The sequence below is a fragment of the Kitasatospora sp. NPDC056181 genome, from assembly GCF_042266225.1.
Lineage (GTDB): Bacteria > Actinomycetota > Actinomycetes > Streptomycetales > Streptomycetaceae > Kitasatospora.
In genome coordinates, this window is the sequence record NZ_JBHJUK010000106.1 from 1 (window position 1) to 26,557 (window position 26,557).

Annotated in this window: 26 protein-coding genes and 1 pseudogene; 12 read left to right on the top strand and 15 right to left on the bottom strand. The window is 73.1% G+C overall.

The window, feature by feature from the left end:
• Positions 1–94 precede the first annotated feature (94 nt).
• The 4 genes from ACFC1F_RS30980 to ACFC1F_RS30995 form a co-directional block, all read right to left on the bottom strand.
• Entirely contained in the window at positions 95–2,290 is a 2,196-nt protein-coding gene (locus tag ACFC1F_RS30980) for an MMPL family transporter (protein ID WP_376163243.1), read from the bottom strand.
• A 100-nt stretch (positions 2,291–2,390) separates the two neighbouring features.
• Complete coding sequence (locus tag ACFC1F_RS30985; RefSeq protein ID WP_376163245.1) at positions 2,391–2,825, bottom strand: DUF302 domain-containing protein; 435 nt, start codon at positions 2,823–2,825, stop codon at positions 2,391–2,393.
• 115 nt (positions 2,826–2,940) lie between these two features.
• Positions 2,941–3,207 (bottom strand): metal-sensitive transcriptional regulator, encoded by a 267-nt coding sequence (locus ACFC1F_RS30990; protein ID WP_376163247.1) that lies wholly within the window; start codon positions 3,205–3,207, stop codon positions 2,941–2,943.
• A gap of 116 nt (positions 3,208–3,323) precedes the next feature.
• Complete coding sequence (locus ACFC1F_RS30995; protein ID WP_376163296.1) at positions 3,324–4,706, bottom strand: rhodanese-like domain-containing protein; 1,383 nt, start codon at positions 4,704–4,706, stop codon at positions 3,324–3,326.
• Positions 4,707–5,055: 349 nt separating this feature from the next.
• On the opposite strand from ACFC1F_RS30995, the gene ACFC1F_RS31000 reads away from it, so the two are divergent.
• Both ACFC1F_RS31000 and ACFC1F_RS31005 read left to right on the top strand, forming a co-directional pair.
• Positions 5,056–5,430 (top strand): rhodanese-like domain-containing protein, encoded by a 375-nt coding sequence (locus tag ACFC1F_RS31000; protein WP_376163248.1) that lies wholly within the window; start codon positions 5,056–5,058, stop codon positions 5,428–5,430.
• The gene (locus ACFC1F_RS31005) at positions 5,427–6,314 is read left to right on the top strand and encodes a sulfite exporter TauE/SafE family protein (RefSeq protein ID WP_376163250.1); all 888 of its coding nucleotides are present in this window, start codon (positions 5,427–5,429) and stop codon (positions 6,312–6,314) included. Before ACFC1F_RS31000 ends, ACFC1F_RS31005 begins: the two co-directional genes overlap by 4 nt.
• A 120-nt stretch (positions 6,315–6,434) precedes the next feature.
• On the opposite strand, the gene ACFC1F_RS31010 is transcribed toward ACFC1F_RS31005, so the two are convergent.
• Both ACFC1F_RS31010 and ACFC1F_RS31015 read right to left on the bottom strand, forming a co-directional pair.
• A complete protein-coding gene (locus tag ACFC1F_RS31010; protein ID WP_376163252.1) occupies positions 6,435–7,295 on the bottom strand; it encodes a hypothetical protein in 861 nt (286 codons plus the stop codon).
• Between the two features lie 110 nt (positions 7,296–7,405).
• Entirely contained in the window at positions 7,406–7,987 is a 582-nt protein-coding gene (locus tag ACFC1F_RS31015; protein ID WP_376163254.1) for a hypothetical protein, read from the bottom strand.
• Between the two features lie 169 nt (positions 7,988–8,156).
• Here ACFC1F_RS31015 and ACFC1F_RS31020 point away from each other — a divergent pair, with 169 nt between their 5' ends.
• Positions 8,157–8,804, top strand: coding sequence for an alpha-ketoglutarate-dependent dioxygenase AlkB (locus ACFC1F_RS31020; protein WP_209414876.1), 648 nt, complete (start codon positions 8,157–8,159; stop codon positions 8,802–8,804).
• 392 nt (positions 8,805–9,196) lie between these two features.
• Here the strand turns inward: ACFC1F_RS31020 and ACFC1F_RS31025 are convergent, their stop codons facing one another.
• Positions 9,197–9,322, bottom strand: coding sequence for a hypothetical protein (locus tag ACFC1F_RS31025; RefSeq protein ID WP_376163256.1), 126 nt, complete (start codon positions 9,320–9,322; stop codon positions 9,197–9,199).
• Between the two features lie 223 nt (positions 9,323–9,545).
• Positions 9,546–11,183, bottom strand: coding sequence for an alpha/beta hydrolase (locus ACFC1F_RS31030; RefSeq protein WP_376163258.1), 1,638 nt, complete (start codon positions 11,181–11,183; stop codon positions 9,546–9,548).
• A gap of 422 nt (positions 11,184–11,605) precedes the next feature.
• On the opposite strand from ACFC1F_RS31030, the gene ACFC1F_RS31035 reads away from it, so the two are divergent.
• Positions 11,606–12,952 (top strand): hypothetical protein, encoded by a 1,347-nt coding sequence (locus ACFC1F_RS31035; protein WP_376163260.1) that lies wholly within the window; start codon positions 11,606–11,608, stop codon positions 12,950–12,952.
• A gap of 203 nt (positions 12,953–13,155) precedes the next feature.
• Here the strand turns inward: ACFC1F_RS31035 and ACFC1F_RS31040 are convergent, their stop codons facing one another.
• Positions 13,156–13,650 carry a hypothetical protein gene (locus ACFC1F_RS31040; protein ID WP_376163262.1) on the bottom strand — a complete coding sequence of 165 codons (495 nt, stop codon included), beginning with the start codon at positions 13,648–13,650 and terminating at the stop codon, positions 13,156–13,158.
• 166 nt (positions 13,651–13,816) lie between these two features.
• Here ACFC1F_RS31040 and ACFC1F_RS31045 point away from each other — a divergent pair, with 166 nt between their 5' ends.
• Complete coding sequence (locus tag ACFC1F_RS31045) at positions 13,817–14,425, top strand: hypothetical protein (RefSeq protein WP_376163264.1); 609 nt, start codon at positions 13,817–13,819, stop codon at positions 14,423–14,425.
• A 139-nt stretch (positions 14,426–14,564) separates the two neighbouring features.
• On the opposite strand, the gene ACFC1F_RS31050 is transcribed toward ACFC1F_RS31045, so the two are convergent.
• Positions 14,565–14,702, bottom strand: a complete 138-nt coding sequence (locus ACFC1F_RS31050) for a hypothetical protein (RefSeq protein ID WP_376163266.1) — start codon at positions 14,700–14,702, stop codon at positions 14,565–14,567.
• Positions 14,703–15,439: 737 nt separating this feature from the next.
• On the opposite strand from ACFC1F_RS31050, the gene ACFC1F_RS31055 reads away from it, so the two are divergent.
• The 3 genes from ACFC1F_RS31055 (at position 15,440) to ACFC1F_RS31065 (ending at position 17,031) form a co-directional block, all read left to right on the top strand.
• Positions 15,440–15,787, top strand: coding sequence for a PadR family transcriptional regulator (locus ACFC1F_RS31055; RefSeq protein WP_148647336.1), 348 nt, complete (start codon positions 15,440–15,442; stop codon positions 15,785–15,787).
• Positions 15,784–16,575 (top strand): hypothetical protein, encoded by a 792-nt coding sequence (locus tag ACFC1F_RS31060; protein WP_376163268.1) that lies wholly within the window; start codon positions 15,784–15,786, stop codon positions 16,573–16,575. Before ACFC1F_RS31055 ends, ACFC1F_RS31060 begins: the two co-directional genes overlap by 4 nt.
• 138 nt (positions 16,576–16,713) lie before the next feature.
• On the top strand, positions 16,714–17,031 hold the full coding sequence (locus ACFC1F_RS31065) for a hypothetical protein (RefSeq protein ID WP_376163270.1): 318 nt from the start codon (positions 16,714–16,716) through the stop codon (positions 17,029–17,031).
• Here ACFC1F_RS31065 and ACFC1F_RS31070 read toward each other — a convergent pair.
• The 4 genes from ACFC1F_RS31070 to ACFC1F_RS31085 all read right to left on the bottom strand — a co-directional run bounded on the left by ACFC1F_RS31070 (position 16,962) and on the right by ACFC1F_RS31085 (position 21,485).
• Positions 16,962–17,561, bottom strand: a complete 600-nt coding sequence (locus ACFC1F_RS31070) for a hypothetical protein (protein WP_376163272.1) — start codon at positions 17,559–17,561, stop codon at positions 16,962–16,964. The two genes, ACFC1F_RS31065 and ACFC1F_RS31070, sit on opposite strands and share 70 nt — an antisense overlap.
• 297 nt (positions 17,562–17,858) lie before the next feature.
• Positions 17,859–18,827 carry a hypothetical protein gene (locus tag ACFC1F_RS31075; protein ID WP_376163274.1) on the bottom strand — a complete coding sequence of 323 codons (969 nt, stop codon included), beginning with the start codon at positions 18,825–18,827 and terminating at the stop codon, positions 17,859–17,861.
• A complete protein-coding gene (locus tag ACFC1F_RS31080; RefSeq protein WP_376163275.1) occupies positions 18,824–19,171 on the bottom strand; it encodes a PadR family transcriptional regulator in 348 nt (115 codons plus the stop codon). Before ACFC1F_RS31080 ends, ACFC1F_RS31075 begins: the two co-directional genes overlap by 4 nt.
• Before the next feature lie 1,633 nt (positions 19,172–20,804).
• The gene (locus tag ACFC1F_RS31085) at positions 20,805–21,485 is read right to left on the bottom strand and encodes a TetR/AcrR family transcriptional regulator (RefSeq protein WP_376163277.1); all 681 of its coding nucleotides are present in this window, start codon (positions 21,483–21,485) and stop codon (positions 20,805–20,807) included.
• Between the two features lie 101 nt (positions 21,486–21,586).
• On the opposite strand from ACFC1F_RS31085, the gene ACFC1F_RS31090 reads away from it, so the two are divergent.
• The 3 genes and pseudogenes from ACFC1F_RS31090 (at position 21,587) to ACFC1F_RS31100 (ending at position 24,417) form a co-directional block, all read left to right on the top strand.
• Entirely contained in the window at positions 21,587–22,801 is a 1,215-nt protein-coding gene (locus ACFC1F_RS31090; RefSeq protein ID WP_376163279.1) for a cytochrome P450, read from the top strand.
• A gap of 187 nt (positions 22,802–22,988) precedes the next feature.
• Positions 22,989–23,195 (top strand): annotated as a pseudogene (locus tag ACFC1F_RS31095) (hypothetical protein); the annotation flags it as partial.
• 46 nt (positions 23,196–23,241) lie between these two features.
• Entirely contained in the window at positions 23,242–24,417 is a 1,176-nt protein-coding gene (locus tag ACFC1F_RS31100; RefSeq protein WP_376163281.1) for a serine hydrolase domain-containing protein, read from the top strand.
• A 99-nt stretch (positions 24,418–24,516) separates the two neighbouring features.
• Here the strand turns inward: ACFC1F_RS31100 and ACFC1F_RS31105 are convergent, their stop codons facing one another.
• On the bottom strand, positions 24,517–24,861 hold the full coding sequence (locus ACFC1F_RS31105; RefSeq protein ID WP_376163283.1) for a hypothetical protein: 345 nt from the start codon (positions 24,859–24,861) through the stop codon (positions 24,517–24,519).
• Between the two features lie 314 nt (positions 24,862–25,175).
• On the opposite strand from ACFC1F_RS31105, the gene ACFC1F_RS31110 reads away from it, so the two are divergent.
• Positions 25,176–26,423, top strand: coding sequence for an alpha/beta hydrolase family protein (locus ACFC1F_RS31110; protein ID WP_376163285.1), 1,248 nt, complete (start codon positions 25,176–25,178; stop codon positions 26,421–26,423).
• The last annotated feature ends 134 nt before the right edge of the window (positions 26,424–26,557 follow it).

A 26,557-nucleotide genomic window follows, 5' to 3' on the forward strand; every position in this document is an offset into this window, starting at 1 on the left:
CCGCCCGACCCCTCCCGACGGCCCCGTCCCTCCCGACGGCCCCGTACCACCCCGTAACCCCACCCCCCCCCGCCCCCCCGCCTCGGGCGGGGGGTCAGTCGTGGGAGAAGGAGACCCTCGGCAGCACGCGGTCCAGCAGGGCCGGGGTGTGCCAGGCGGCGCGCCCGGTCAGGCGCAGGAGGACCGGCAGCAGGACCAGCCGGACCAGGGCGGCGTCGAGCAGGACGGCGACGCCGAGGACGATGCCCATCTCCTTGGGCGGCAGCGGGCCGGACAGGGCGAAGGTGAAGAACACCGCGACCATCACGCCGGCCGCTGCGAAGACCACCCGGCCGGAGTGGGCGAGGGCGCCCACCATGGCCTCGCGGGGGTCGCCGGTCCGCTCGTAGTGCTCCTTGGCGGAGGCGAGCAGGAAGACCGTGTAGTCCATCGCGATGGCGAAGATCATCGCGAAGAAGAACACCGGTGCCCAGCCGTCGAGGAACCCCTGCGGGGTGAACCCGAGCAGGCCGGCGCCGTGGCCGTCCTGGAAGACCAGGCGGGCGACGCCGAACGCGGCCCCGGTGGAGAGCAGGCTCGCGGCGGTGCCGAGGGCGGCGATCAGTGGTGCGCGCAGCGCGACGAGCAGCAGCAGGAAGCCCAGGGCCATGACGACGCCGATGACCAGCGGGGTCTTCTCGGTGAGCAGGTGCTGGAGGTCGAGGTTCTCCACGGCCGCGCCGCCCACCAGGGTCTCCGGGGGGAGGTCGGCGCGCAGGGCGTGCACGGTGTGCGCGAGGTCGGGGCTGGAGGGGTCGACGGTGGGCACGGCCTGGATCATCGACCAGCCGGAGCCGTCGGCGGCGGGGGTCGCGGGCATGGTCCCGGCGATGCCGGGCGTGCCGGCGAGCCGCGCGCCCACCTCCGCGGCGTCCGCGGCCGGGGTGAGGATCTGCAGGGTGCCCGGGGCACCGGGGCCGAAGGCCTGCTGGACGGCGGTGTAGCCGGCCCGCGCGGCGGCGTCCTCGGGGAGGACGGCGATGGAGGGCATCGCGGTGCGCAGGCCGACGACGGGGGCGGCCAGGGCGATCAGCGCGGCGAGGGCGAGGGCCCCGTAGCGCAGCGGGTGCTTCCACAGCCGTTCGCCCCAGGCGGCGAAGCGCGGCGAGCTGCTCCCGGCGGAACGCGCCCAGGGCAGGGCGAGGGCGTCGACCCGGTGGCCGAGTCTGCCGAGGACGGCGGGCAGCAGGGTCAGGGTGGCGGCGAGGACGAACAGGACGGCGAGCATGATGCCGCCGGCCATCGACCTGAACGCCGGGGAGGGCACCAGCATGACGGCGGACAGGCTCACCAGGACGGTCGCCCCGGAGAGCAGGACGGCCTTGCCGGCGGTGTCCATGGTCTGCGCCACGGCCCGGGTGTGGTCGCGGGAGCCCCCGGCGCGGGCGGCGCGGAACCGGACGACCATGAACAGCGCGTAGTCGATTCCCAGCGCGAGGGCGAACATCATGGCGAAGTTCATCGCCCAGACCGACACCGGGAACAGATGGCTGATCAGGACGAGCGACCCGGCGGAGGCGGCGAGGCCGGCCATGGTGAGCAGAAGCGGCAGGCCGGCGGCGACCAGCGAGCCGAAGGCGAGGACCAGGATGGCCAGGGTGACCGGCCAGGACATGATCTCGGACTTCATCATGGCGTCGTGGTTGGCCTTGTTGAAGTCGCTCCACAGCACGGAGGCGCCGGTCGCGTGCACGGTGACGCCGTCCCGCGACAGCTCGTTCAGCGGGCCCTTGAGGTCGTCGGCGGCGCGGACCATGTCGTCGGGGGAGGCGGCGGCGCCGGCGAGCAGGACGGCGGTGCGGCCGTCCGGGCTGATGGTGGCGCCGGGCCGGGGCGCGATGACGGTGGAGACCCGGGGGTCGGCGGCGGCGATCGCGGACGCCTCGGCGACGACCTGCCGGACGGCGGGTTCGGTGACCGGCCGGTCGGCACTGACCACGATCTGGAGCGCGGAGGAGGCGTTGCCGGCGAAGTGCTGCTCGGCGACCTGGCGGACCTTCACCGACTCCGAGCCGTCGGCCTGCCAGCCGGCGCCGGACAGCGCGCTGGTGACCTGCGGGGCGAAGGCGCCGAGCCCGATCACGACCAGCAGCCAGCCGGCCAGTACGGCCCTGAAGTGGCGGACGGACCAGACGCCCAGGCGGCCCAGCGGTCCGGGCCGCGGTGCCGCGTCCGGCGGTCCGGCTGCCGGGTCCCGCTGTTCGGGCGGTGTGGCGGAGGGTCGGGGGAGGGGGGCGTCGAGGTGCTGCACGAGGGGCTCCGTTGCGATGGGGGATCCCGCGAAAATACGGGTGGGGGTATAGGAGAGATGCAGGAAAAGGGCCCGCGCGGGCGGGCCCCGGAAGCGCCGGTCAGGCGGTGAGCGAGCCCAGTGCGGCGCGCAGGCGGGCGGCCGCCTCGTCGGCGACAGCGACGAGGCCGGCCTGTCCGGTCTCTCCGGCCTCTCCGGTCTCTCCGGTCTCTCCGGCCTGTCCGGTGACCTGGACCATCAGCTGTGGGTCCATGGCTTCCACCGCGGTCCGGCCGTCGACGGTGCGGACCACGACGTTGCACGGCAGGAGCAGGCCGATGCGCCGGTCGATCTGGAGTGCGCGGTGGGCGAGCGGGGGGTTGCAGGCGCCGAGGACGAGGTAGTCCTCGATCTCCTCGCCCAGCCTGGCCCGCAGTGTCGCCTGCATGTCGATCTCGGTGAGGATGCCGAAGCCCTGCTCGGCGAGCGCGTCGCGCACCTGCCGCACGGCTTCGTCGAAGGGCAGGTCGAGGGTGGTGGTGATGCCGTGGTCCATGGTTTCTCTCCGGCTTCCGGAGCGTGTCCGGGGTCGTTGGACGGATGGGTCCGGGCGGGTGGGGCGGTGGTACGGGCGGCGGACGCGCCCGCGGTCTCCCGCTGTGGTGGGCGGTTCAGGCGAGGGCCAGGAAGAGCTTCTCCAGCTCGGTCTCGCTCATCGGCGGGACGTCGCCGTCGGCGGTGGCCAGGCACTGCCGCATGCCACTGGCCACGATCTTGAACCCGGCCCGGTCGAGTGCGCGGGAGACGGCCGCGAGCTGCGTCACGACGTCCTTGCAGTCGCGCCCGGCCTCGATCATCGCGATCACTCCGCCGAGCTGGCCCTGGGCCCGGCGAAGGCGGTTGAGCACCGCGCCGACGGCGTCCTCGTCAACCTGCATGGTCACGCCTCCTGGGGTGTCGTTGCCCCCGGTTCCATAATACCCGGAGGGGTATTTCGGAGTGGGGCTCGGCGGTCGGCACGCGGTGCGGCCGGTACTCGTCGGCAGTCGTCGGCTCAGGTGGTCGGCCGGTGGGCGGCCCGCCAGGCGGCGTACCCGCCGAGCAGGTCGGAGACGTCCGCGAAGCCGTGGTGGCGCAGCAGGCTGGCCGCGACGGAGGAGCGGTGACCCCCGGCGCAGTGCACCACGAGCGGCCGGTCGGTGGGGAGTTCGTCCAGCCGGTGGGGTAGCTCGTTGAGGGCGAGGTGCGCCGAGCCGGGGACGGACCCCTCGGCGCGCTCGGCGCAGGTGCGGACGTCGAGCACCAGGGGAGGCTGCTCCGTGGCGAGGGCGGTGCGCAGCCGGTCGACGGTGACCCGGCCGGCGGGGGTGAGGTCGTCGGCCAGCTCGGCGAGGGTGCTCTCCGGGTCGTGCAGGTGGCCGACGGTGCGGTCGAACCCGATCCGGGCCAGCCGGGTGACGACCTCCTCGGCGCGGCCGTCCGGAGCGACGACGAGGAGGTCGGCGTCCGGCGCCAGGACGGCGCCGGCCTGTTCGGCGAAGCGCCCGTCGGCCGGGACGTTGACGGCGCCGCGCAGGTGGCCGGCCGCGAACTCGTGCGGCGGGCGGGCGTCCAGCACGAGCGCCCCGGCCGTACGCAGGGCCCGGAACTCGTCGGTGGTCAGCGGGCGGCCGGCCTGCGCGGCGTCGAAGAGGGGTCGGTCCTGGCGGTTGAGGGTGGCGTCGTAGCCGAAGTAGCCCGGCGCGGCGTCCTGCCCGGCGGTGACGATGGCGACGAACTCCTGCTCGCTCATCGGGGCGCACGCGTAGTTGCCGGCGCGCTGGGCGCCGATGGTGGAGTGGCGCTCGGTGGAGAGGTTCTTTCCGCAGGAGCTGCCGGCGCCGTGGGCGGGGTAGACGCGGACCTCGTCGGGCAGGGACATCAGCCTGCGCTGGACGCTGTCGTAGAGCATCCGGCCGAGTTCGCCGGCGCTCACGCCGGCCGAGGCGAGCAGGTCGGGGCGGCCGACGTCGCCGATGAACAGCGCGTCGCCGGTGAGCACGCCGTAGGGGACGGTGTCCTCGGCCCGCTCGTGGACCAGCACGCTGATCGATTCGGGGGTGTGGCCGGGGGTCTCCATGATCTGCAGGGTGACGTCGCCCAGGCTGATCCGTTCGCCGTCGGCCAGCTTGCGGATCGGGTACTCGGTCTCCGCGCGGCGGCCGTAGCCGATCCAGGCGCCGGTGCGGGCCGCCAGCTCCAGGTGGCCGGCGAGGAAGTCCGCGTGGAAGTGGGTGTTGATCACCGCCTCGACGGTGAAGCCGTGCGCCTCGGCGTCCGCGAGGTACTCGTCGACGTCGCGGCGCGGGTCCACCACCACGGCGCGGCCGGTGGTCTCGTCGGCGACCAGGTACGAGGCCTGGGAGAGGCAGTCGAGGTAGTACTGGGCGAAGAACACGTGGAACTCTCCTGTCCGGCCGCCACAGGGGCCGCGGGGGTGGTGGGAGGTGGTCGCCATGCCCGAAAAAATACCGGGTGGGGTATCCCTTGCTCTCCACGATACCCCCATGGGTATTATCAACGACAAGAAAGCAGGCGACACCGGCCGTCACCCGACGCCGGCCCTTCCGCCGCCCACCCGTCCGCTCCGGCCCTGCCGGCACCCGAGGGCGGGCGCGTTCTCCCGGAGCCGGAGCCGGCCGCGGACCCGGACCCAACTGCGGCCGCGGCCACCGTCGACCACTCCGCCGAGAGCTGCCTTCCCTTCCCGTACCGCGTTCCCGTACTGCACCACCCCGGAGGCCGCCATGCTCCTGTCCCACCAGCCGCCTGCTCCGCGCCAGGCCGATCCGGCCCAGGCCGAGCGGATGCTCTCGGCCGGCCTCGCCGTCCTCCTCGACGTGCGCGAACGGGACGAGTTCGCGGCCGGGCACGCCCCCGCCGCCGTCCCGCTGCCGCTCGGACTCCTCGCCGTGCTCGGCCTCGGCGGCGAGCTCCCGCCGGGCGTGGCGGGACGGACCGTGCTGGTCGTCTGCCGCTCGGGCCACCGCTCACAGCAGGCCGCCACCCTGCTCGCCGCGCAGGGCGTCGACGCCGTGAACGTGGCCGGTGGCATGCGGGCCTGGGCCGGAGCCGGGCTCCCGGTCGTCTCCGCGCACGGTGCGGGCGGACAGGTCATATGACCACGCTCCTCCTCGCCCTGGCCGCAGGCGCCGTGGTCGGCCTGGCCCTGGGCGGCCTCGGCGGGGGCGGCAGCATGCTCGCCGTCCCGGCCCTGATCTACCTGCTCGGCTTCAGCCCCGCCCACGCGGGCACCGCCGCCCTGCTGATCGTCGCGGTCACCTCGCTGACCGGGCTGTTCGCCCACGCCCGGGCCGGGCGCGTGCGCTGGCGCACCGGCCTGCTGTTCGCCGCGGCCGGGCTGCCGACGGCCACCGCGGCCGGTGCGCTCTCTGCGCACCTGCCGCCCACGCTGCTCACCGCCGGCTTCGCCGTCCTGGCAGCGCTGGCGGCCTGGCGGATGCTGGCCGGCCGACGGGAGACGTCCGCACCCGTGGTGTCCGCACCCGCCGTGGCCGTACCTGCGGTGGCCGCAACGGCCCGGGCTGAAGCCACCGCGCCCGATCAGGCCGTTGAGGCGAACCGGTGGGCCGTGACGGGTGAGGTGGTGGTGAAGGGTGAGGCGGCTGCGGGGGCGAAGCCCACCGGGCTCCGGGCGGTCACCACCGGCGCCGGACTGGGTGCGGTCACCGGACTGCTCGGCGTCGGCGGTGGCTTCCTCGCCGTTCCCGCCCTGGTTTCCGTCCTCGCCCTCACCATGGCCGAGGCCGTCGGCACCAGCCTGCTGGTGATCTCGGCCAACGCGCTGGCAGCCCTGCTGCCCCGCCTGGGCACGACCGGCAGCCTCGACTGGGCGGTCGTCGCGCCGTTCACCGCCGCGGCCGTGCTCGGCGCCTGGGACGGCAAGCGCCTGGCCGACCGCCTCAGCGGCCGCACCCTCCGGACCGCCTTCGCCGTCGCCCTGTCGGCCGTCGCCGCGCTCATGCTCGCCGACGCCCTGTGCTGACGGCGCCGCCCCGCCGCCCGCCCCGTCACCCGGGCCCGGCGGAGCGCCGGGCACCGGCCGGATCGTCCGCACCCCCGGCCGGATCGTCCGCACCACCGGCTTCACCGGCCGGGCGCCGCGTCAGGGGCGTTCGAGGTGCTGGAGGACGCCGCCGACGGAGAAGCAGAGGGCGCCGGTGAGGGTGCCCCAGTTGGCGATGTCGGCGTTGACGAGGCTGTCGGTCGCGGGGCGGGTGTAGGCGGCGAGCGCCGAGACCATGAAGAGGACGGAACCGAGCTGGTTCACGGCGACGATCCACCAGCCGAGGCTTCGGCGGCGGACGCAGGGCCGTCCGTGGCAGATCTCGGCGAAGGCGAGGTGGCCGGAGACCAGGAACAGGATGCAGCCGATGACGTCGGGGGTCCAGATCAGCCGGTTGACCTGCTGGACGCTCAGTCCCTGCAGGAAGGAGTCGATCAGGTTGACGGCGAACACCAGGGTTCCGGCGAACAGGACGAAAGCGCTCAGCCAGTCGAGCCGTGTCGGTTCGTAGCTCCACCAGCGCCAGCGGCGGGTGACCAGTCGGCCCTCGCCTCCGGGGACGTGGCGGGGTGCGTTGACGACCTGGAGCAGCGAGACGTATCCGCCGGTGTTGAAGAACAGGCCGCCGGCGAAGTAGAGCGCGGCGCAGGTGGTGGCGTCGCCGGAGCCGAACTGCGCGACGCCGGCACCCGCCGCGAAGAGGGCGCCGCCGATGATGAAGGCGGTCGCGGCGATGGCGTTGAGCCTTCGCAGGCGGCCGATCGCGACGTCGTCGGCGCTCGCGCGCCGGCTCGTGGGCGCGCCGGGAGGGTGGACGGCGAGGAGGCCGCGCCGCCGGGCGAGTCGTGACTCCCACACGGCGGTGCCGCCGCCCGGCGGGCGCCAGGTGAGCCGGGTGGTGAACGGTCCTGCGCCTTCGGCGCGCTGGTCGGGCTCGTCGGGCTGGTCGGGCTCTCGCACGGGCCGAGACTAGACGGCCTGCCGGACCGTCAGCCGGGCGCAACGCCGCGGATGCGGGAGACGCGTTCGGCACCTGACGGGCCGCGAACCCGGCCCCGGAATGCCCGCCCTCAGTCGGTCCGGACCTCCTGGAGCAGTCCCCAGGTGAAGTCGGCGGTGCACGGGCGCGGGCGCCCGGCGGCGTCCGGGGCCGTGAAGTCCAGCTGGAAACGGGTCGGCGCGCTGCCCTCGCGCGGCACGGCGGGCGGGAAGGCGGCCCCCAGGTCGGCGACGACGCAGCTCCACGGCGTGAGGTCGGCGAGCGTGCGCAGCGTCGGCACCGGGGCGTCCGGAGCGCGCACCAGCCACTCGTTGAGCAGCGGGCCGCCGGTCTCCGCCGGGCCGAGCAGGATCTCGAAGCGCAGGCCGGGCCAGAGCGGCAGTGCCCACTGCCGCGCGGTGCACGAGAGGTCCCCGATCCGGCGCGGCACCACCGCCTCGGCCGGCCCGAGCACGGCGGCGTAGCGCGCTGCGCCGCGCGGGAAGCGGGGCGCGCGGACCATCGCCTGCCAGCGCTTGTTGGCCTCCCGCATCACGGCGCGGGTGGCGCCCAGCCGCCGGACCGCCTCCTCTACGCGCCCGGGGTTGAAGTCGGCCATCCGCCTCAGCAGTACCAGCTGGAACTCCGTGGTCCCGAACCCGTTGATCGCCATACCGGCAGGCTACGACCGCGGCCCGCCGGGCACCGGTGCGCTGCGGGGGCGGGCCGATGGGGCGGATGGGGCCACCGGGCGACCGGGCGACCGGGCGACCGGGCGACCGGGCAGCCGGGCGACCCTCTGGGTTCGAGCATATGTTCGATTATGGGCGTACGCTGGACCCATGCACGACACCACCGTCCACCTCCAGCCCTCGCTGTTCGACGACGCCGACGCAGACGGTGGCGTCCGTCTCGGCCCGCTCGACGGCCTGCGGCGGCTCGTCCTCGGCGACGGCGCCTGGCTGGACGTGCTGCCGGGGTGGCTGCACGGGGCCGACCGGCTGTTCGAACAGCTGGCCACGACCGTGCCCTGGCGGGCCGAGCGGCGCGAGATGTACGAACGGACGGTCGACGTACCCCGCCTGCTGGCCTCCTACCCGGCGGACGCCGAACCGCCGCACCCCGTGCTCGCCCAGGCCCGCGCGGCGCTCAGCCGGCACTACGCCGAGGAACTGGGCGAGCCCTTCCGCACCCTCGGCCTCTGCTACTACCGGGACGGCCGCGACAGCGTGGCCTGGCACGGGGACCGGATCGGGCGCGGTGCCCACGAGGACACCATGGTGGCCATCCTGTCCGTGGGTGAACCGCGTGCCCTGGTGCTGCGCCGGCGCCACGGCGGCGGCCCGGTCGTGCGCAGGCCGCTCGGGCACGGGGACCTGGTGGTCATGGGCGGCTCCTGCCAGCGCACCTGGGAGCACGCAGTCCCGAAGACCGCGCGCCCGGTGGGCCCGCGGATCAGCATCCAGTTCCGCCCGCACGGCGTGGCCTGAGGCCCGCGGGCCGCCAGGGCGTCCGTGCCGCCACAGCCCCCGCTGCCGTCCGCCGGATGCAGCCCCTGGTCGGTCGGCCGTCGGGAACCTGCTCACAGGACGGGCGTAGAGCACCGGCCCGTGCGGTCCGGCACGGGCGTCGATCCGCGCCGACATCGCTGTCGTCCTCGGCGTGTCGACCGACCCGAAGGCCCGCGGACCATCCGCACCTCCGGGTGGGAGCTGCGTTCCTGTTCCCCGGCGGCAGGAACGGGGGCTGGCCTATGACCTGCGGACACACAGCAGAGAGGGCCCCTCCGGTAGCGACCGGCGGGGCCCTTCTCAATGACGGAGAGCACTCCGTTCCGGCACGGGTGAGGATCAGCCCGCACCGAAGCGTGGGTGCGGGCGCACTACTCGTCGTCGGCGCGTACCGGGACCTGATCCTCGCGAATGATCAGGTGCTCCTCGCCGTCGATAGTGGTTTCAGTGCCTGCGTACTTGTCAGACAGGGTCTGGTCCTTGCCGTCCTCGGCCATGTCAACTCCTTCCGGTCGACACGATGCCGACCCGCACCGATCCTTCCATGACTATCCGTTACCGGGCCATCACCCTTGACGGATCGGAGGGGCCCCGTCGGTGTCGACTGGTCGGCAGCATCTGCGACCTGATGGAGTCTGGCGAATGGTCAAGACCACTTGTCATAGGACAACCGCCGCCCCGGGCCCGGGGCACGCGCCGCGGTCCCGGGGCGGGGGCCGGTCAGTGGAGCGCGCCGCGGACCGCCTCGGGGTCGGTGGGCGCGAGCGGGGTGGCGTCGGTGGCGGCGCCGGTGGCGGACTTGCCGGTGAGGGCCGGCGGCGGGGTCACGTAGACGGGGTCGGGATCGGCCTCGGGGGCACAGGTCTTGGCGATGCGGCCGCCACCCGTGGGGAGGCTGCCGTCGCGGAGGTAGGCGGTGAAGGTGTCGTCCAGGCAGGCGTTGCCGTGGAAGAGGATCTCGTGGAAGCTGCCGCCGGTCTGCACGACCAGCTTCGAGCCGGGCAGTGCGTCGTGCATGGCGAGCCCGCCCTCGTACGGGGTGGCGGCGTCCTCGGTGGCCTGGAAGAGCAGGACGGGAGGCAGCCCCTTGCCGGTGATCTTCGTCCGGCCCGCCGGGTTGCCCTGGGAGGGCCAGAACATGCAGGCGGCGTTGTACCACATGTTGTTGTACGTGTAGAAGGGCGCGACCGCGTTGACCTTGGCCTGGTCCTTCTTCCAGAACTCCCAGTCGCGCGGCCACGCGTTCTCGTTGCACTGCGCCGCGTTGTAGGCCGGGAAGGCGCCGTCGTCACCGCCCGGCGCCGCGTACCGGTTGTACGCGATGGCGAGCGGGCGGGTGTCGTGCTGGGTGACGTAGGCCGAGAGGACGGTGGCCATCCGGGGCCAGCGCAGGAAGTTGTAGCCCCCGCCGTAGAAGGTGTCCTCGAACTCGGCCGGGCCGATCTTCCCCGGGGCCGGCGCGGCGTCCACCGGGTCGGTCCGCAGTGCGGCCTCGACCTGGTCGTACGCCTTCTTGACGGACGCGGCGTCGGTGCCCAGGTGGTAGACGGAGTCGGCCTTGGCCGCCCAGGCCGCGAACGCGTCGAAGCGGCGCTGGTGTTCCTTGTCCTGCAGGATGTTGTGGTCGTACCAGCTGATGGTCGGTCCGACGATGCTGTCCAGCACCATGCGCCGTACGTGCGAGGGGAAGAGCTGGCCGTACGTGGAGCCCAGCGAGGTGCCCCAGGACCCGCCGTAGAAGCTGATCTGCCGGACGCCGAGCGCCCGCCGGATGCTGTCCATGTCGCGGGCGCTGTCGACGGTGGTCATGTGCGGCAGGAGCCAGGACCAGTCGGCCGCGCAGTTGGCGGCGTAGCCGGCTGCCTTCGCCAGCCAGGCCTTCGAACTGCCCTGACTCACCTGGTAGTCGGGGCGCTCACCCTCGAAGTAGTGGGCGTCGCAGACGACATGGGGCTCGCTCGCGTTGGTGCCGCGGATGTCGAAGCCGATCCAGTCGTAGGTCGAGGCGACGTCCTGCGGGAGCTTCCCGGAGACGAAGGCGGGCATCCAGAGCCCGGAGGAGCCGGGCCCGCCGGGGTTGAGCAGGATCGGGCCCTGCTGCTTGTCCTTGGGTGCGGTGGCGGGCAGGCGGTTCACCTTGATCTTGATCTTGCGGCCGCGGGGGTCGGCGTAGTCCACCGGCACCTCGAGCATCGCGCACTGCAGCGCGGGCGTGTCGGCGTCATTGCAGGAGCTCCAGACGAGCTTTCCCTGGCCGACGTTCTCGGGGGCGGGGACGTCGGAGGCGGCGCTGGCGGACGCTCCGCCGAAGGCGGCGACGGCTGCGGCGGCCGAGAGCAGGGCTACGACTTTTCTCATGAGGAGCATGATGTGATATGTGCAATGTCACATCCAGTCAACTGGCGGGACGTTACCAAGCTGCAATCGGGACGGAGTCGGTGGAGTGACTTTGCGTCAGTCCCTCGGTGTCTGCTCTCGGGGTCCGATCCGGCAGGCCCGTTCGGAGGTGGCCCGGGAGCGGAGCGCTCGCCGGTCGGAGCGTGCGAGCCGGCCCCTGGCGCGAGCCGGCCCGGGGTGCGAGTCGGCCCGTGGTGTGAGGTGTGTACGCTCCGGCGGCAGGCTGCTCCGGCGGTGCGGGCGGGTGTTCGGAGCTTCTCAACTGGCCTTTTCCATAAGGGGTTTATTGCTCATCGATGCGCGGGTACGGGTGCGGTCGCCCGTCCGGGGTCGGGCCCCGGGGGAGCCGAGAGGGGGAGGGCTTGGATATGCATGATTGTCGAGTGCATGGCAGTCGGGGGCGGTGGCTGCGCCGGATCCGCGCAGGGGGAGCGGTGCTCGTGGCCGCGCTCGTCATGGCGGTGTGGGGTGTTCCGCAGGGCGCTCGGGCGGTGCCGGTGCGGGGCAACACGGGCTGGTCGATCCTGATGTGCAAGGTCTCGGACAACGCGTCCGAGCCGCACAGCGCAGCCTGGCTGAAGAACTTCTTCACCGACTCCGGTGCCGGCACCGGAGGCATGGACGACTACTTCAAAAGCATCTCGGGCGGCGCGGTGCGGATCCGCAACTCCAACGCCGCGGGCTGGTTCACGATGCCCTACACCCTCGCACAGGAACAGGGCCGGGACCGGTGGACCCGGTTCAACGACTGCGTCAACGCGGCGAGCGCCGGCGGGTACACCGTCCCGGCGGGGCACCGCACGGTCGTCGTCACGAACGTGGGCATCGACTGGTGGGGCGCGGGCGGCGCGATCTACCTGGACGGCACGGGCCTCGGCTCGGTGTCCGTCGCCCACGAGATGCTGCACGGGTACGGGCTGGGGCACTCCTTCTCCAACGACACGGGCTACCGCAACGCCCCGTGGTCCGCGCCGGGTGAGTACGACGACCCGTGGGACGAGATGAGCGCGGCCAACGTCTACGCCTCGGGCACCGGCGGCACCTACGGCAACACGCAGCCGGTGGGCCTGGTCGGCTTCCAGCTCGACAAGCTCGGCTGGGTCGACCACGGCCGGGTGGCGGTCGCCCCGGCCGGCTGGAGCAGCCACACCCTCAGCTCGTTCCAGAGCGACGACGGCTCCCACCCGCTGCTGCTGCGGGTGCCGATCGGCTCGGACCCGTTCCACTACTACACGGTGGAGTTCACCCGTAAGGCGGGCTACGCCGCCGGGATCCCGAACGACGTGGTGCTGATCCACGAGGTCGTCAACGGGACGCCCTACCTCCAGCGCACGCTGGACGGCGGTGCCCGGCTGCCGGTCACGTCGCTGAACGCCAACGGCGACTCGATCGCCACGTCGATCAGCGGCGGCACCGCGAGCGTGACGGTCTACTCGGCGACGTCGGTGGCGATCTACGGGCCGAACACCTGCGTCCCGGGGTACGTGTGGCGGGACGGCGACTTCCGCGACTACACCTGCGTGACGCCGACGACCCGCAGTCAGGCCGTCGCCGACAACGCGGCCCGCTACAGCCGCTGGGTGTCCGGACCCTACGGGCCGCACACCTGCACCTCCGGTTACGTCTGGCGGGAGGCCTGGCCGGGCGACGACGTCTGCGTCACCCCCGCCGTCCGCTCCCAGGCGGCGGCCGACAACGCGGCGGCGCCCTCGCGCGTTCTGCATCCCTGATCCTTGACCCCTGGTCCCTGATCCTGATCGCCGATTCCTGACGGACCAGATCCCGGCCCCGCCCCGTGTCGCGTGCGGGGTCGGGGTGGGGGGCGGAGTCGGGGTGTGGTGGGGTTCGGGCCGTGGGCGGGGTGGGGTCGGGCCGTGCTCAGGAGGTGATCACCTACGCGTGACGAAGGGCGTCCGCCCGCCCTTCGTGCGGCCTACAGGCAGGTCCAGCAGTACAGCTGTTCGCCGGCGTCGCGGGCGCGTCTGGCCAGCAGGACGAGGTCGCGGGCGACAGGCTCCATGTGGTCGGCGAGTGCTCCGTGCAGTTCCTCCGCCTGCACCCACCGTGCGGCGATGGCAGGCAGCCGGGAGTCGTGCGCCCCCGCGAGCGTGTCACGCACCTGGGGCGGGAGCTGTGACACCCAGGGTCCGGTCATCCAGGGGTCGTCCTCGTCCTCCCCGCCCTCCGGGCCGGGCGGCGGGGAGGTCGGCCACACGTAGGTCTCCTGCACGAGGTCCACCTGCCACGGGACTTCGCGGATGGCGGCGACCAGCTGCGCCAGGATGACTGCCGGGTCCAGGCGCTTGGTCTCGACCCCGTCGAAAGCGGGGGGTCGTGCGGTGAGCGGGGACCCGCCATCCGCCTGCTCGACTGCCCGGACGACCGAGGCCGCATCCGCCGCGCGGAAGTAGTCCGTCAGTACACCCATGGCTCTCCTCCGGGACCTCGTTGTGCCGGCAGGTAGTAGATCAGACACCGCTGACACTTCCTGCTGCCCATTGGCTACTGTTGGCCGATTGCCGATTGCCGATTGCCGATTGCCGATTGCCGATTGCCGGACACCGGCACCACGACCAATTCGGGGGTTCACCGTCATGCAGCAGGACCAGCGCACCGGACCGCCGGTGTCCGGCCTCGTCGCCGAGCTGACGGCGCTGGCGGCGACCGGTGCGCTGGACGCCCTCCGGGTTGGTGCCGCGCTGCCCGGGCTCACCGCCCGCTACGGCGAGCCCTGGGACGGCGGACCCGTCGACGGGGCCGCGTCCGGGTCGCACTGGTTCGGCTGGGGCAGCCTGCAGCCGGTCTTCTGCCGGTGCGGTCTGCTGGAGCGGCTGTTCATCCCGGTCTGGCACGGGGAGCTGGAACTCCCGGTGCCCGGCGGCGGGCTGCGCACCGTCGACTCGCACGTCACCGAGTCGGTGCTCACCGCCGCCCTCAACGCGGCCGGCCTCTCCTGGCGGACCGTCACGTACGAGAACCTGTCCGACCAGCGGACCCTCGAACTGACGCCGGCCGAGGACGTGTGGGTGAACTTCGTCCTCACCGACCGGGAGAGCTATGACGACCCGCCGCTGCAGGACTGGGTGCTGAGCAAGGCGAGCCTCTGGGGGATCGACCACGCCAACTGCCCCGAGACCGGCTCTCCGGAGGCGGGCTCTCCCCACGTCGGCTCGCCCGGCGCCGCTCCGGTCGACGGGCGGTGAGGTGCGCCCGGCGGCCGGCGACGTCGGACACACAGGGCCGGCTCCTCCGCATCCGGGACGGGAGGACCGCCCGGCTGCGTGACTGCCCCGCGTCCGGTCCGGCCGACCGACGGCGTCCGGCAGGACGACGCGGGGTGGGCTACCTCGCCGGTATGGAGGTGCCCACGGCGTCGACGATCCCCGCCAGCTCGTCGGCCGACTCGGGGGTGAGCCGGTAGAAGCCCTGGAGGCTGACCGAGCGTTCGAGGAGGCCGGCCCGCACCCGGGTCTGCGCCATCCCGCTCCACGACGGCCGCCTCGCCCTGATCCGGCGCGAGCGCCCCGGCGGCCACCAGCACTCGCTGCTCCCGCCGCCAGTTACCTCCTCAGCGTCGAACAGGCCCTTGCTCCCCGTTCGCTCCTGCAACGCCTCACACTGCCCAGCTGAAGCCCCGCCAGTTCGGAGACCAGGTGTGGCGCGCGGCCCGCCGTCTTCGGGGCTGTCAGGTGGGTGGGGGTGGTGGTGTCGTGTCGGGCAGGGGACGACGGTGCCGCCGTATCCGGTGGCGGTGGCCAGGCGTTGCAGCACGTGGCCGGCCGCCGGGCGGGGTGCAGGGAGTCTGGAAGGCCGTCAGGAGCCCTGGGGGACGGCCTGCCAGGCCTGGCCGTTCTTGCCGGGCCCCGCGACGGCCTGGACGGCGGCCTGGACGGCGGCCTGCCCCGTGCCGCCCGGAGCCGGGCAGGGGTGTCCACCAATGGTGGGCCCGGGTGGCTGCGTAGTCGAGAACGGGCTCTGGCACGTTTTGTCCGTGCTGCCGGGTCCGGTCTGGGTGCTGCCAGATCTTGACGTGGTTGTTCCAGAGCTGGTGGCGGCGTTGGTGTCCGCTCCGGACGATCCGTGGTGGGAGGTGCGGGTTGTGTCCTGCGAGGTTGTACCGGGTCAAGGACTGGGTTCTGGATCACTCCTGCCGGCCCCGCTTGGATCGCAGTCCCAGCTAGGTTGCATTCCTATCTAGGTGGTGATGGAATGCAGTCATGGCCGCAGACCGCAGATCCAGCTGGCTCAAGGGCGTCCTTGACCTTCTCGTCCTCGCCTGCCTCACCGAGGGCGAGAGCTATGGATACGAGATTTCCAAGGCCCTGGCGGGAGCCGGGCTCGGTGAGATCAAGGGTGGAACGCTCTACCCGGTACTCAACAGGCTTGAGGAGGCCGGCCTGGCCGTCGGGGAGTTCAGGGCCGCCGAGCGCGGGCCGGGCCGCCGTTACTACCGGCTCACAGACGACGGCCGTCGGGCCCTCGCCGAACAGGGCGAGTCGTGGCTGGAGTTCCACACCGCCGTCAAGACCATGCTGAACAGTGCACGTCCAGGGGGAGCATCGTGATTCGAAGCAAGGGGAGCAGCTCGGAAGGCGCCGGCGGGAGCGAGGCGGGCGGTGACTACTTCACCGAGCTCGCCGCGTGCCTGATCGCCGCCGGCATGGCGGAGGGGGAAGCGGCAGCGACCGTCGCCGACCTCAGCGGCTATCTGGCGGAGACCGAATCGCCGGACGCGTACGAGGAATTCGGTGCGCCGCAGGACTTTGCGGCCCGCCTGACCGAGGGGCGCACCGCCGAGCAGCCCGCCGCAGGGGCGGAGACCTGGAAGTGGACCGCCGACATCTATGTCGACCGCAAGTACCTCAACCACTACGGCGACCAGGGTTGGGAGGTCGAGGGCCTCGACCGGTTCGGCCGCTTCGTCTGCCGCCGGGAGCCGGACGCCGCGATGCGCTGGGAGTACCGGCGGGAGACCGCGAGCGGCGCGAAGGAGCGTGAGGCGGTCGCGGCCGGGCTCGCCCCGGACGCCTGGGAGTTGTGCGGGCAGTGGATGTACTTCATGTACTTCAAGCGCCCGAAAGCGGCGAGCGCCGGTCCGGCGGCGGCGCTCGGCGGGTTGGTGGCGGCGCCGGACCGGCAGCTGTTCCTCGGCCGTACGTACCGGGGCAAGGTGAAGCAGGCCCTGGTGGCCGCGGTGATTTCTGCGGTCCTGGCAGCCACGGCGGTGCACTACGCGGGCGACCGCATGGCTTTCCCGATCCTGATCGGTGCGGCCGTCGCGGCGCCGATCGGTCTGATCGCCGGCTGGTACCGCGTGAAGCGGGAGGTCATGTCGGGCGTCGAGGATGCCTGACCGCGCAGCGCCGTCGGTCTGAGCTTGGCTCGGGCCGTTCGGCACGGGTCCTGTGCCCGCTGGCGAGGGAGGACCTTGTTGGCGAACCCGGGGTTCGCGGCGTGGCGGGTGAGCTGAAGGACCTGATCTTCGCCGCCGATGGCCCCAAACCCGGAACCGGTCCTCACGGGCGCCCTCAACAACATCATCCGCATCACCAGGAACGAGCAGTGCTGCCCCGTCCACGGCAGGCCGCTCGCCGACCACGGACTCACCTGGCGCGAACTCGTCGCGTGGTGGACAGATCTGCACCGGCTCCCCGCCGACACCGAGCGGGACAACGCCCTCCAGCCCCACTACAGGCTCGAACGGTCCATGAAGGGCAACGGGCTGGAGAAGGAGTTCTTTCAGTCCTTGTTCGGGGTGCTGTGGAAGCAGGTCTCGAGTTGGTCGAGGGCCTGGAGTGCCTGGTCGTAGACGTTGGCGGCGGGTGATGGCGGGGCCTCGGGGCGCCGGGACCAGGTGGGGTGGATGACGGCGATCCGGTAGGGGGCTCTGCCGGTGCGGGCGTTCTCGTCGTCGAGGCGGACGAGGACGTCGTCGCAGGCCCCGCACTCCAGCCAGGGAGTGAGCGGGATGCCGTGGAGCGGGTGACCGGGGGCGATCTCCCGGAGGAGTTCGCTTGCGACGGCCGTGGCGCGGGGTGAGTTCTCGACCTCCCACCACCATTCCTCGGCCGCTTCCAGATCGGGGCACCAGCGGAGCGCGGACGTGGCCCCGGCCGACACGCCGAGCGCCTCGGCCAGATCGAGGAGGGCGGCTCGGTCCGCGCGGCGCAGTGGTGTGTGATGGTCGGAGAGCCGGTCGACGAGATCCTCGAGCGCCAGCTCCGGCTCGCCCGCGTCCCAGGCCGACAAAGTGGCGGCCACCGGTACGGCAGGGTCGAGCAACCCTGACAGTCGCCGGAACTCGAACTCGGTGCGGTGGGGTGTCCAGGGAATCGTCACGGCGCCCATTGGATCAAAGACCCGCGGAGAGCGTCCCGGCCGGCCTTGCTGCGCCCCGGTTCGGTCTGGCTGGGTCGGGGTTGTGCTGTCCGGCCTGCTGCTGTCCGCTGCTCCGTTCCGGCCTCGGGGCCGCCGTTCGTCCTGCCGGCCGCTGGCGCTCGTCCGGCCCGTCGGTGCCCGCCTGTCGGTCGGCACGGCCCGGCGCCTCGCGGACCTGAGCCGGGGGCTGCAAGCCCGCCGCCGGGCCGCGGGCCCCGGAGTGCGCAGGCCCCTGGGAGCGCGCGTACTGGGCCGAGGTCAGGCCAGGTCGGACGGGTCGCTCGCCCGGACCCGCCGGGCGAGCTGGACCGCTCCCGCCACCGCCAGGGCCATGCCGAGTGGGGCCACACAGGCTCCGGCGTATTCGAGCAGCGGGCGCAGCCGTGGCGGCGGGTCGAAGGCGGCCACGGCCGTCAAGGGCATCAGCCAGGGCAGTGTCCCGAGCCCGACGCCCACGGCCTGGAGCGGGTCCCTTCGTCGGTCGGCCAGTCGGCCCAGCAGGGCCGGTGCCGTCAGGGTGCCGAGCCAGATCGGCAGCAGGCCCAGCATGGGCAGCGGTAGGTGCTGCGCCATGTACCGGTCGGCCACGGTCGCGGGGAGCGCGACGGCGAGCGCGAGTCCGGCCATCTCCCAACGGCCCCGCTGGGTGACGTCCACGAGTCCGGCCGGTGCGAGCAGCACCAGTGCGCCGACCAGTGCCATGCCCGCCAGCTGACCCGCCGAGTACGGGTGCAGCCCGTTTAGGGCCTGGACGCCGCCACTGAGGAGGGCGGCTGCCACGGCCGCGATCCGGGCGGCCCGCCAACGGCCGGTCACGGCGATTCCGAGGGCGAGCAGCCACGGCGCGGCGCGGGCCAGCTGGAGGACCGCGGCCGGCACTGCGTGGCCGAGGCCGAGATCGGGTCGGGGGGCCCGGATCCGGTGGACCAGCCCGGGCAGCAGGAAGTACAGGGCGCAGCCCGCCGCGAGCGCGAGCGCGGTCGGTGCCGCTCCGGCCAGCACGCGACCGGCTGGGTCCGTGGGGCCGATCCGCAACCGCAGCCGCAGGGCGTGGGTGGCGAGGTCGCGGTACTCCCGGAGCACCGCGCTGCGTGTCCGGCCCTGAGTGGCCTCGGCGAAGGTGGCGTGGATGTCGTCGCCTTGCGCGGAGCGGTACCGGGCGGGGTAGAGGCCGATCAGCAGGCGGCCCGCCCGTGGGGTGTCGTGGCCGGTCGTGACGTCGTTCATGAGGTCGCCCCCTCGGGTCGCGGACGGAAGGCGCTCAGCCGGCGTTCGGCCTCGGTGGCGGCCGCCCGCAGGCGCTTGGCCTCCTGAGCCAGCGCGTCCTGCCCCTGGCCGGTGAGGGCGAACGTGCGGCGCAGTCGTCCGCTGACCACCTCCTCGCTCTCGATCCGCACCAGGCCCTGCTGGAACAGCCGGTCGAGCGCGGTGTAGAGCGTGCCGGTGCTCAGGCGGCTGTCGCCGCCTGAGATGGCGAGCACCTCTTGGATGATCGCGTAGCCGTGCCGGGGGGCGTCGGCCAGTGCGGTGAGCACGAGCCTGGTCGGCTCCTGTAATTGACGGTCAGTCATGCATTGAGTTTAGAGCGATCATCGCAATATGTCGATGGTCGGACGATCGGTGGGGTGCGGTGACGTCACCTGTCGGCCGCCCGGGCCCCGGCACCCCCGCCTGCCTTCCCGGCCGTTGCCCGCCGGCCCGTCCGGCCCTGGCCGTGCCCCGTTCGCCGCGGCCTTGCTGTGCCCCTGCTCTGCCTGCCGCTCGCGCGCCGGCCCGCTGAGGCTCGGCTGGCCCTGCGCCGGCGCCGTGCTTACCGCCCGCTTCCCCGGGCCGGGCCCGCCGCTACTGCACCGACTGGTGCGGCCGCCGGGCTCGGGGGCTGCGCCTGCGGGGATGGCTTCCCGACCGATCGCCGGACCTGGCCACCGCTGCTTGACCGTCCCGGTCGCCCGGTCCGGTGCCGTGTGGCCGATTGCCACGTCGGCTGCCGGGCTGGGCCCGGGCTCGCACCGACTGGCTGCCCCGCCGGGCCCGTACTGCCCGGCCGGCCCCGTTGAGGGCCCGATCGGTCTGGCAGGGCCGGTTCCCGGTGTCCGGGCCGCTGCGCCCGGTGCGTGCGGGCTCCGCGGCCCGCGGCGGCCCGGGCCCTTTCCGGCCGCCGGCCCGCTCGTGGGCCCGGCCCGGCCGGCCCGCGGGGTCGCTTGTCCCGTCGTCCGGTCGGTGTCCGGCCGGCCGTTCCCGTCCGCTGGCGGTGCTGTGGTGCCGCCCGGCCGGCCGCCGGCGGGCCGGGTCTGGGGTGGTGTCGAGGGCTTGTTCGTCCGGCCTGCTGGTGCCCGCCTGTCGGTTGGCGCGGCCGGTCCGGCCCCGTCTCGTTCTGGACACCATCGACGAACTGGTGCGCACCACGCCCTGGGCCAGAGGTTCTGATGAAGGTCGACTCCATCAATACCGCTGCTGGACGATCTACCGCAGAACGGCGGTACTTGGGGACAGCACCGGACTTCCCCACTTCCCGAGGTTCTGGGCGGCCTGGTCCGCGGCCGGCAGGCCGGCCGATCCGGACTGCACGTAGGCACCACCGCAGATACGCCCGCAGATACGCCCGCAGATACGCCCGCAGCTACCACCACAGGTACCCCGCACCCTCCGGCCGCCCCGGTTGGCACTCCCTGATCGAGGCGCTGGACAACCCGGACAACCGCGCCGCCTGCAACGAGCGCCAGAAGGCCCGGGACAAGAAGGCCCGCCAGGCCCACCGGGAGCTCATGCAGACCCTGGCCTGCGCCGACTGCGGCCAGGTCCCCAAGCAGGAGAGCACCTACGAGTACGGGCTTTACGGACAGGGACCCGCCGCCCCGGCAGCCGCTGCCACCCCTGTCACCACAAGCACGAGGAGCGCCAGGAGGAGCCCGCCGCCAAGGCCCGCAGGCGCCTGGAGAAGGCCCGGGAGACCAACGCCGCGCTGCGCCCGTGCTGGACGTGGGCCGTCGTCACCGTGGCCCGGGCACGCTGGTACTCCCACATCCCCTTCGCCCTCGTGTACGCGGAACCAGTGATCGGCGCCCTGGCACTTGGGTTCACCGGCCGAACCCCGCTCCGCCCCCTCCGGCAGAGCCGGCCACCACCCCGCGACCGCCCGGTGCTCGATGAGCACCGGGCGGTGCTGCTTCGGCTGGACCAGGCGCTCGCCGACACCGCAGTCGATCAAGCGTGTGACCCGTCACCCTTCTGCGCGTGTCCACCCAACTCCACCAGGAAGGAACCCAGCTGTGCGCTCGTCAGGGATGGCGCGGGGAGCGGATGCGCCGCCTCCGCCCGGAGGCCGTCGAGGAACAGGGCGAGGTAGCGGCGCCAGGCGCAGGGGCTGGCGGCACCCAGCGCCGGGGCGACCCGCCCCAGGGCCGCCAGGGTCACCAGCAGATCCTCGGGGGTGATATCGCCGCGTACCGTTCCGTCCTCCTGCGCGCGGCCGATCAGCATCGTGACCGTCTCAAGGTTGTGCAGGTGCAGGGCTTCCAGCGAGGGCACACCCGCCAGCCCCGTCGTCATCAGGTCACCGGCGCCCCGGTCGGCGGCGAGCAGGGCGAAGACCTGGTCCAGATAGCCGGTGAAGCCGGCCCACGGGCTCGCGGCGAGCCGGGCCTCCTCTCCCGCCTCCCTGATCGAGCCCAGGGCCTCCCGGAATACCTCTTCGACCAGGGCCGCCTTGGTGGGGAAGTGCCGGTAGAGCGTTGCGTTGCCGACGCCGGCGCGACGGGCGATGACGTCGAGCGGTGCCTCGACGCCCTGCTCGGAGTACACCTCGTGGGCTGCGGCGATCAGCAGTTCACGGTTGCGGCGGGCGTCGCGCCGTCGGGCGGGGGGCTGGTTCTGGCCGGTGTCCATGGAGGCACGATACCGCAACCGGGGAGATCTCCCCGTTTACTGGTATGGTCGGACCATGAAACGGGGAGTGCTATCCGTTTTCCGCCTGGGAGGAAACTGCCTTGACCGCTCCGACACTTCAGGACCTGGCCCCTGCCGGTCTCGACGTCACCACCGACCCGTACCCCGTCTACGCCGCGCTCCGCGCGAAGGGACCGGTGCACCGCATCCTCGTTCCCGAGTCCGGCGAGGTGTGGCTGGTCGTCGCCCGCGACGAGGCCCGCGCCGCCCTCACCGACCACCGACTGCGCAACGACATCCGCTTCTCCTCCTCCTGGACGGACGACGGCGGCCACGCCATCGGCCTCAACATGCTCCAGACCGACGCGCCCCAGCACACCCGGCTGCGGGCACTTGTCGCACGCGAGTTCACCCCCGGCCGGATCGAGGCGCTGCGCCCCCGCATCCGGGAGACCGCCGACGGCCTGCTCGACACGATGATCCCCGCGGGCTCCGCCGATCTGGTCCACTCCTTCGCGCTGCCGCTGCCGCTGACCGTCATCTGCGAACTGCTCGGCGTGCCGTCGGCCGACCACGACGACTTCCACAGCTGGTCCAGCGAGATCGTCACGCCCACCTCCCCCGAAGCGGCCGGCGCGGCGGTCACCGCCATGACCGGGTACTTCGCCACCCTCATCGAGGACAGGCGGGCCAATCCTGCTGACGACCTGATGAGCGCGCTCGTCGCCGCGTCGGCCCCCGGTGACGGCCCTGCCGCCCCCGCTTCGGCTCCGCTCTCGCCCGAGGAACTCCTCGGCATGGCCTTCCTGCTGCTCGTCGCGGGCCACGAGACGACGGTCAATCTCATCTCGGGCAGCGTCCTCGCCCTCCTCACCCACCCCGATCAGCTCGCCGCCCTGCGCGCCGACCCGGGCCTCGTCCGCGGCGCGATCGAGGAGACGCTCCGCTACGACGGCCCGGTGGGCGCCGCCGCCTTCCGCCACGCGGCCGAACCGGTGCAGATCGGCGGCACCGTCATTCCGGCGGGCGACACCGTGCTCGTCTCACTGGCCGCCGCCTCCCGGGACCCCCGCCACTTCCCCGAGCCCGACCGCTTCGACATCCGACGCGCACAGCCCGGCCACCTCGGATTCGGCCACGGCATCCACCATTGCCTCGGTGCCCCGCTCGCCCGGGCCGAGGCCGCCATCGCCATCCACGCCCTCCTCGAACACTGCCCCAACCTCACCCTCGACGCCGACCCGGCGGACCTCCCCCGCCGGCAGAGCGTGCTACTGCGGGGCGTGCGAAGCCTGCCGGTGCGGTTTCTCTCCTGAGGCACCTGAGCCGACTGCACTCTTCCGGGGCGCGGGGGCTCTGCTTGATGAACCGCGTGCGCGAAGCAGGCGTGATCGCCGACCGGCTCGGCTGCTAACCGCCCGTCCGTTCGACCGGTTGCCCGCCGTAGCGTTCACCCACTGATCATTGCAATGAAGAGCCGTGGCCGGCGTTGCGTTGTCCGGCCGGATCGCCGAGGCCGTGCGCGGCGTGGTCGTGCTCTCCACCCAGAGCGGGGACATCACCGTCGGTGCCGCGGCCGGAGCGTCTGCCGCACTGGACGCCGGTACCGGCCACGGCCGGATCAGCAACTCCCTGCGCAGCAACGGCACCGCCGAACTCGAGATCCGCGCCACCACGTCGTACGGCGACATCACCGCCCGCAGCCTCTGACCGACCGCAACCACCAGCCACCCAACCCCCGAAGGAGCACACAGCCATGCCCATGTCGTTCACCGATCGCCCCGAGCCGGCCGCCACGCAGCAGGACCGTCCGCAGTTGCAGAAGGCCATCGACGAGATCATCGACTCCGGCGTCACCGGGGTGCAACTGCGCGTGAACGGTGAGCGCGGCGAGTGGGTCGGCAACGCCGGGGTGCGCGAGCTGGACGGGAGCGCCGAGCCGCCGGTCGACGGGCACGGCCGGATCGGCAGCACCACCAAGACCTTCACCGCGACCCTGGTACTGCAACTGGTGGCCGAGGGCCGGATCGGGCTGGACGACCCGGCGGCCGACCACCTGCCCGGGTTCGGGCTCGACCGGCGGATCACGGTGCGGATGCTGCTGCAGCACACCAGCGGGGTGTTCAACTTCACCGGCGAGTACTACGACGACGGGACGTTCGCGCCGGGGATCCCCGCCACGACCGCGGGCCGGGAGTGGGTGGACAACCGCTTCAGGACCTACCAGCCGCAGGAGCTGGTGCGGTTCGCGCTGTCCAAGCCCGCACGCTTCGAACCCGGGACGGACTGGAGCTACTCCAACACCAACTACGTCATCGCCAGGCTGCTGATCGAGCAGGTCACCGGCCGCCCGCTGGCCGAGGTGATGCAGGAGCGGATCCTGGGACCGCTCAACCTGACGGGCACCCAACTGCCGGAGACCCGGGAGGAGATCCCCGAGCCGCACTCCCGCGCCTACTACCGGTACGAGGAGGACGGCGAGCAGAAGACGGTCGACGTCACCCGCCAGAACCCCTCCTGGATCTCCACCGGCGGCGACATGATCTCGACCACCCGGGACCTCCACACGTTCATCTCCGCGCTCATGGGCGGCAGGCTCCTGCCGGTCCCGCTGCTGGCCGAGATGTGCAAGCCGCACCCCAAGATCGGCTACGGCCTGGGCGTGATGGTGCAGGAGACCGAGGACGGTGGCACCGTCATCACCCACAACGGCGGCATCGCCGGCCATGCGGCACTGATGTACAGCACGCCCGACGGCAGCACGACCCTGACCGCCCTGCTGAACTATGTGGACGACGCCGCGATGTCCCTGGCCGAGGCGGTCCGGAGGACGACACAGCAGCTCGTCGACGAGGTGTTCTCCAACGGACCGGCCAGGTCGGCCGGCGGCCCCGCGGAGGCCGCCGAAAACCTTTCGACAATCTCCGTCTGACAGAGAGGAGTTCGGCCGGGGCACCCGGTCTTGCCCAGTGAAGCAACCACGAACCGCGAAGGAACCCAGCACCCTGATCCGGCGGAGCCCCCGGCCGGATCAGGGTGCCGAGGCCGGGGGAGCTGCAGATGATCTCGGCGTCCGGGTGCTGCGGGACACCTCCTCGACGGCCTGGGCGAGGTCGTCGGCGGCGGTGCAGGCGGCCGCGAGCCGGCCCAGGAGGGCGAGCATCTGCCGGCCGAGGGCGTCCTCGACCAGCGGGGGCCGGTGGGCCCAGTCCTGGCGGAAGGCCCCGCGCAGCCGCTCGGCCTCCGCCTCGATGCCCCGCTGGCGGCCGGCCCGTTTGAGCGCGGCGGCGAGCTGCGTGCGGGTCAGCCGCGCGGCCTTCGCGGGGGTGGGGGCGGTCACGAGGACGCCGGGCGCCGCCGCTCTTGCGTCAGGCATCGCCAGCCGGGCAAGTGGTAGGCATCCGTCCGGCGCCCACGCGGTCGCCACCACCGCGAATGCCGGGGCCGCGCGCCGATCTATCCGAAGGCCTCGACGGCCCGGGGCGGGGCGGGCGGGCGAGCGGTCCCGGAAGGCCGCCAGGCCGCCTCCGCCTGGCCCGGGGCACCCCGTACCTCGGACACAGCGGCTCACCCGGGCCGGGACGGCCGTCCGTACCCGTTCCGCATCAGCCCCTGGGCCAATCAGAGGTGACGGAGGATCAATCAGTGGGCTGATGCTGCCCGCCCGCCCCGTGTGACAGCGTTTCGCGCATGGACACCACGCCGATGGACACCACGCCGGTCGCACGCCGTACCGGACCGACCCGCCGCCGCATGCTGGGCACCGCCCTCGCCCTGGGCGCCGTCACGCCGCTGGGCCTCGCCCGCACGGCCTCGGCCGCTCCCGCTCCCGTATCCTCCGGCACCGGATCCCCCGCACGGCTCGCCCTGCCCGCTCCCACCGGCCCCTTCCCGGTGGGCATGGTGCCGCTGCACCTGCGCGACGAGTCCCGGCTCGACCCGAACGCCAGGCCCGGACGGTTCCGCGAGCTGATGGCCACCGTCTGGTACCCGGCCCGGTCCGCGGACGCCGACGCGTACCCGCTCGCCCCCTGGATGGCCGAGGGCGCCCTGAAGGCCTTCCTCGACGACGTCGGCTTCCCGCTCCCTCCCGCGCTCGCCCCGCTCACCGCCGGCCACGAGGGCGCGCCCGTCCACCGGACCGGCCGGCCGCTGCCCGTCGTCCTCTACTCGCACGGCGCGGGTGGCCACCGCGCCGACCACACCATCGTGGTCCAGGAGTTGGCCAGCCACGGCTTCGCCGTCGTCACCGTCGACCACACCCACGACGGCATCACCGAGTTCCCGGACGGGACCGTCGTCACCCGGGACGGCGTCGCCCCGGGGCTGTACCCAAGGGACTACGCCGCCGACCTGCTCTTCCTGCTCGAACGCGTCATCGACCTCGCCAACGGACGCAACCCCGACGTCGACGGCCGCGCCCTGCCGGCCGGCCTGCTCGGCGGCCTGGACGCGCGGAACATCGGCGTCGCCGGCTGGTCCAAGGGCGGCACCGCCGCCGCCCTCGCCATGGTCGCCGACCAGCGCATCCGCGCCGGCCTCACCCTGGACGGCCGGATGGAGTCGAACCCCGCCATCACCACCGACATCGACCGGCCGTTCATGATGATGACCGCCGTCTACACCCGGGCCGCCAGCCCGTACGTCGAGACCTTCTGGGGCCACCTGCGCGGCTGGCGCCTCGACGTCCAGGCCACCGGCGCCGTGCACTCCTCGTACGGCGACAACATGACGCTGATCCCCCAGGCGGGCAGGCTGCTCGGCATGACCGAGCAGCAGATCCAGTCCCTGGTCGGCACCATCGACCCCGACCGCGGCGTCCTCATCCAGCAGGCCTACCCGCGCGCCTTCTTCGACCTCCACCTGCGCAACCGGCACTGTGGCAACCTGCTCGACGGACCGTCGAAGGCCTTCCCGGAGGTGGTGTACCACCCATAGACCCGGTACGCCGGCGGGCGGCCGCCACGGGGGTGGCCGCCCGCGGCCCGCTGGGGCCATCTGGTGGCGCTACGGCCGCCCCGGCTGGCACTCCCTGCCCGCCGCGCTCGACGACCCGGACGACCGCGCCGCCT

Excerpts from the sequence above, each read along its gene's own strand:
- ACFC1F_RS31005 (WP_376163250.1), top strand. The coding sequence starts at position 5,427 with ATGACCACGCTCCTCCTCGCCCTGGCCGCAGGCGCCGTGGTCGGCCTG.
- ACFC1F_RS31000 (WP_376163248.1), top strand. The coding sequence starts at position 5,056 with ATGCTCCTGTCCCACCAGCCGCCTGCTCCGCGCCAGGCCGATCCGGCC.
- ACFC1F_RS31015 (WP_376163254.1), bottom strand. The coding sequence starts at position 7,987 with ATGGCGATCAACGGGTTCGGGACCACGGAGTTCCAGCTGGTACTGCTG.
- ACFC1F_RS31050 (WP_376163266.1), bottom strand. The coding sequence starts at position 14,702 with ATGGCGCAGACCCGGGTGCGGGCCGGCCTCCTCGAACGCTCGGTCAGC.
- ACFC1F_RS31065 (WP_376163270.1), top strand. The coding sequence starts at position 16,714 with ATGGCCCCAAACCCGGAACCGGTCCTCACGGGCGCCCTCAACAACATC.
- ACFC1F_RS31100 (WP_376163281.1), top strand. The coding sequence starts at position 23,242 with ATGCCCATGTCGTTCACCGATCGCCCCGAGCCGGCCGCCACGCAGCAG.
- ACFC1F_RS31040 (WP_376163262.1), bottom strand. The coding sequence starts at position 13,650 with ATGGGTGTACTGACGGACTACTTCCGCGCGGCGGATGCGGCCTCGGTC.
- ACFC1F_RS31105 (WP_376163283.1), bottom strand. The coding sequence starts at position 24,861 with ATGCCTGACGCAAGAGCGGCGGCGCCCGGCGTCCTCGTGACCGCCCCC.
- ACFC1F_RS31055 (WP_148647336.1), top strand. The coding sequence starts at position 15,440 with ATGGCCGCAGACCGCAGATCCAGCTGGCTCAAGGGCGTCCTTGACCTT.
- ACFC1F_RS31085 (WP_376163277.1), bottom strand. The coding sequence starts at position 21,485 with ATGGACACCGGCCAGAACCAGCCCCCCGCCCGACGGCGCGACGCCCGC.
- ACFC1F_RS30985 (WP_376163245.1), bottom strand. The coding sequence starts at position 2,825 with ATGGACCACGGCATCACCACCACCCTCGACCTGCCCTTCGACGAAGCC.
- ACFC1F_RS30990 (WP_376163247.1), bottom strand. The coding sequence starts at position 3,207 with ATGCAGGTTGACGAGGACGCCGTCGGCGCGGTGCTCAACCGCCTTCGC.
- ACFC1F_RS31025 (WP_376163256.1), bottom strand. The coding sequence starts at position 9,322 with ATGGCCGAGGACGGCAAGGACCAGACCCTGTCTGACAAGTACGCAGGC.
- ACFC1F_RS31030 (WP_376163258.1), bottom strand. The coding sequence starts at position 11,183 with ATGAGAAAAGTCGTAGCCCTGCTCTCGGCCGCCGCAGCCGTCGCCGCC.
- ACFC1F_RS31020 (WP_209414876.1), top strand. The coding sequence starts at position 8,157 with ATGCACGACACCACCGTCCACCTCCAGCCCTCGCTGTTCGACGACGCC.
- ACFC1F_RS31080 (WP_376163275.1), bottom strand. The coding sequence starts at position 19,171 with ATGACTGACCGTCAATTACAGGAGCCGACCAGGCTCGTGCTCACCGCA.
- ACFC1F_RS31110 (WP_376163285.1), top strand. The coding sequence starts at position 25,176 with ATGGACACCACGCCGATGGACACCACGCCGGTCGCACGCCGTACCGGA.
- ACFC1F_RS31045 (WP_376163264.1), top strand. The coding sequence starts at position 13,817 with ATGCAGCAGGACCAGCGCACCGGACCGCCGGTGTCCGGCCTCGTCGCC.
- ACFC1F_RS31075 (WP_376163274.1), bottom strand. The coding sequence starts at position 18,827 with ATGAACGACGTCACGACCGGCCACGACACCCCACGGGCGGGCCGCCTG.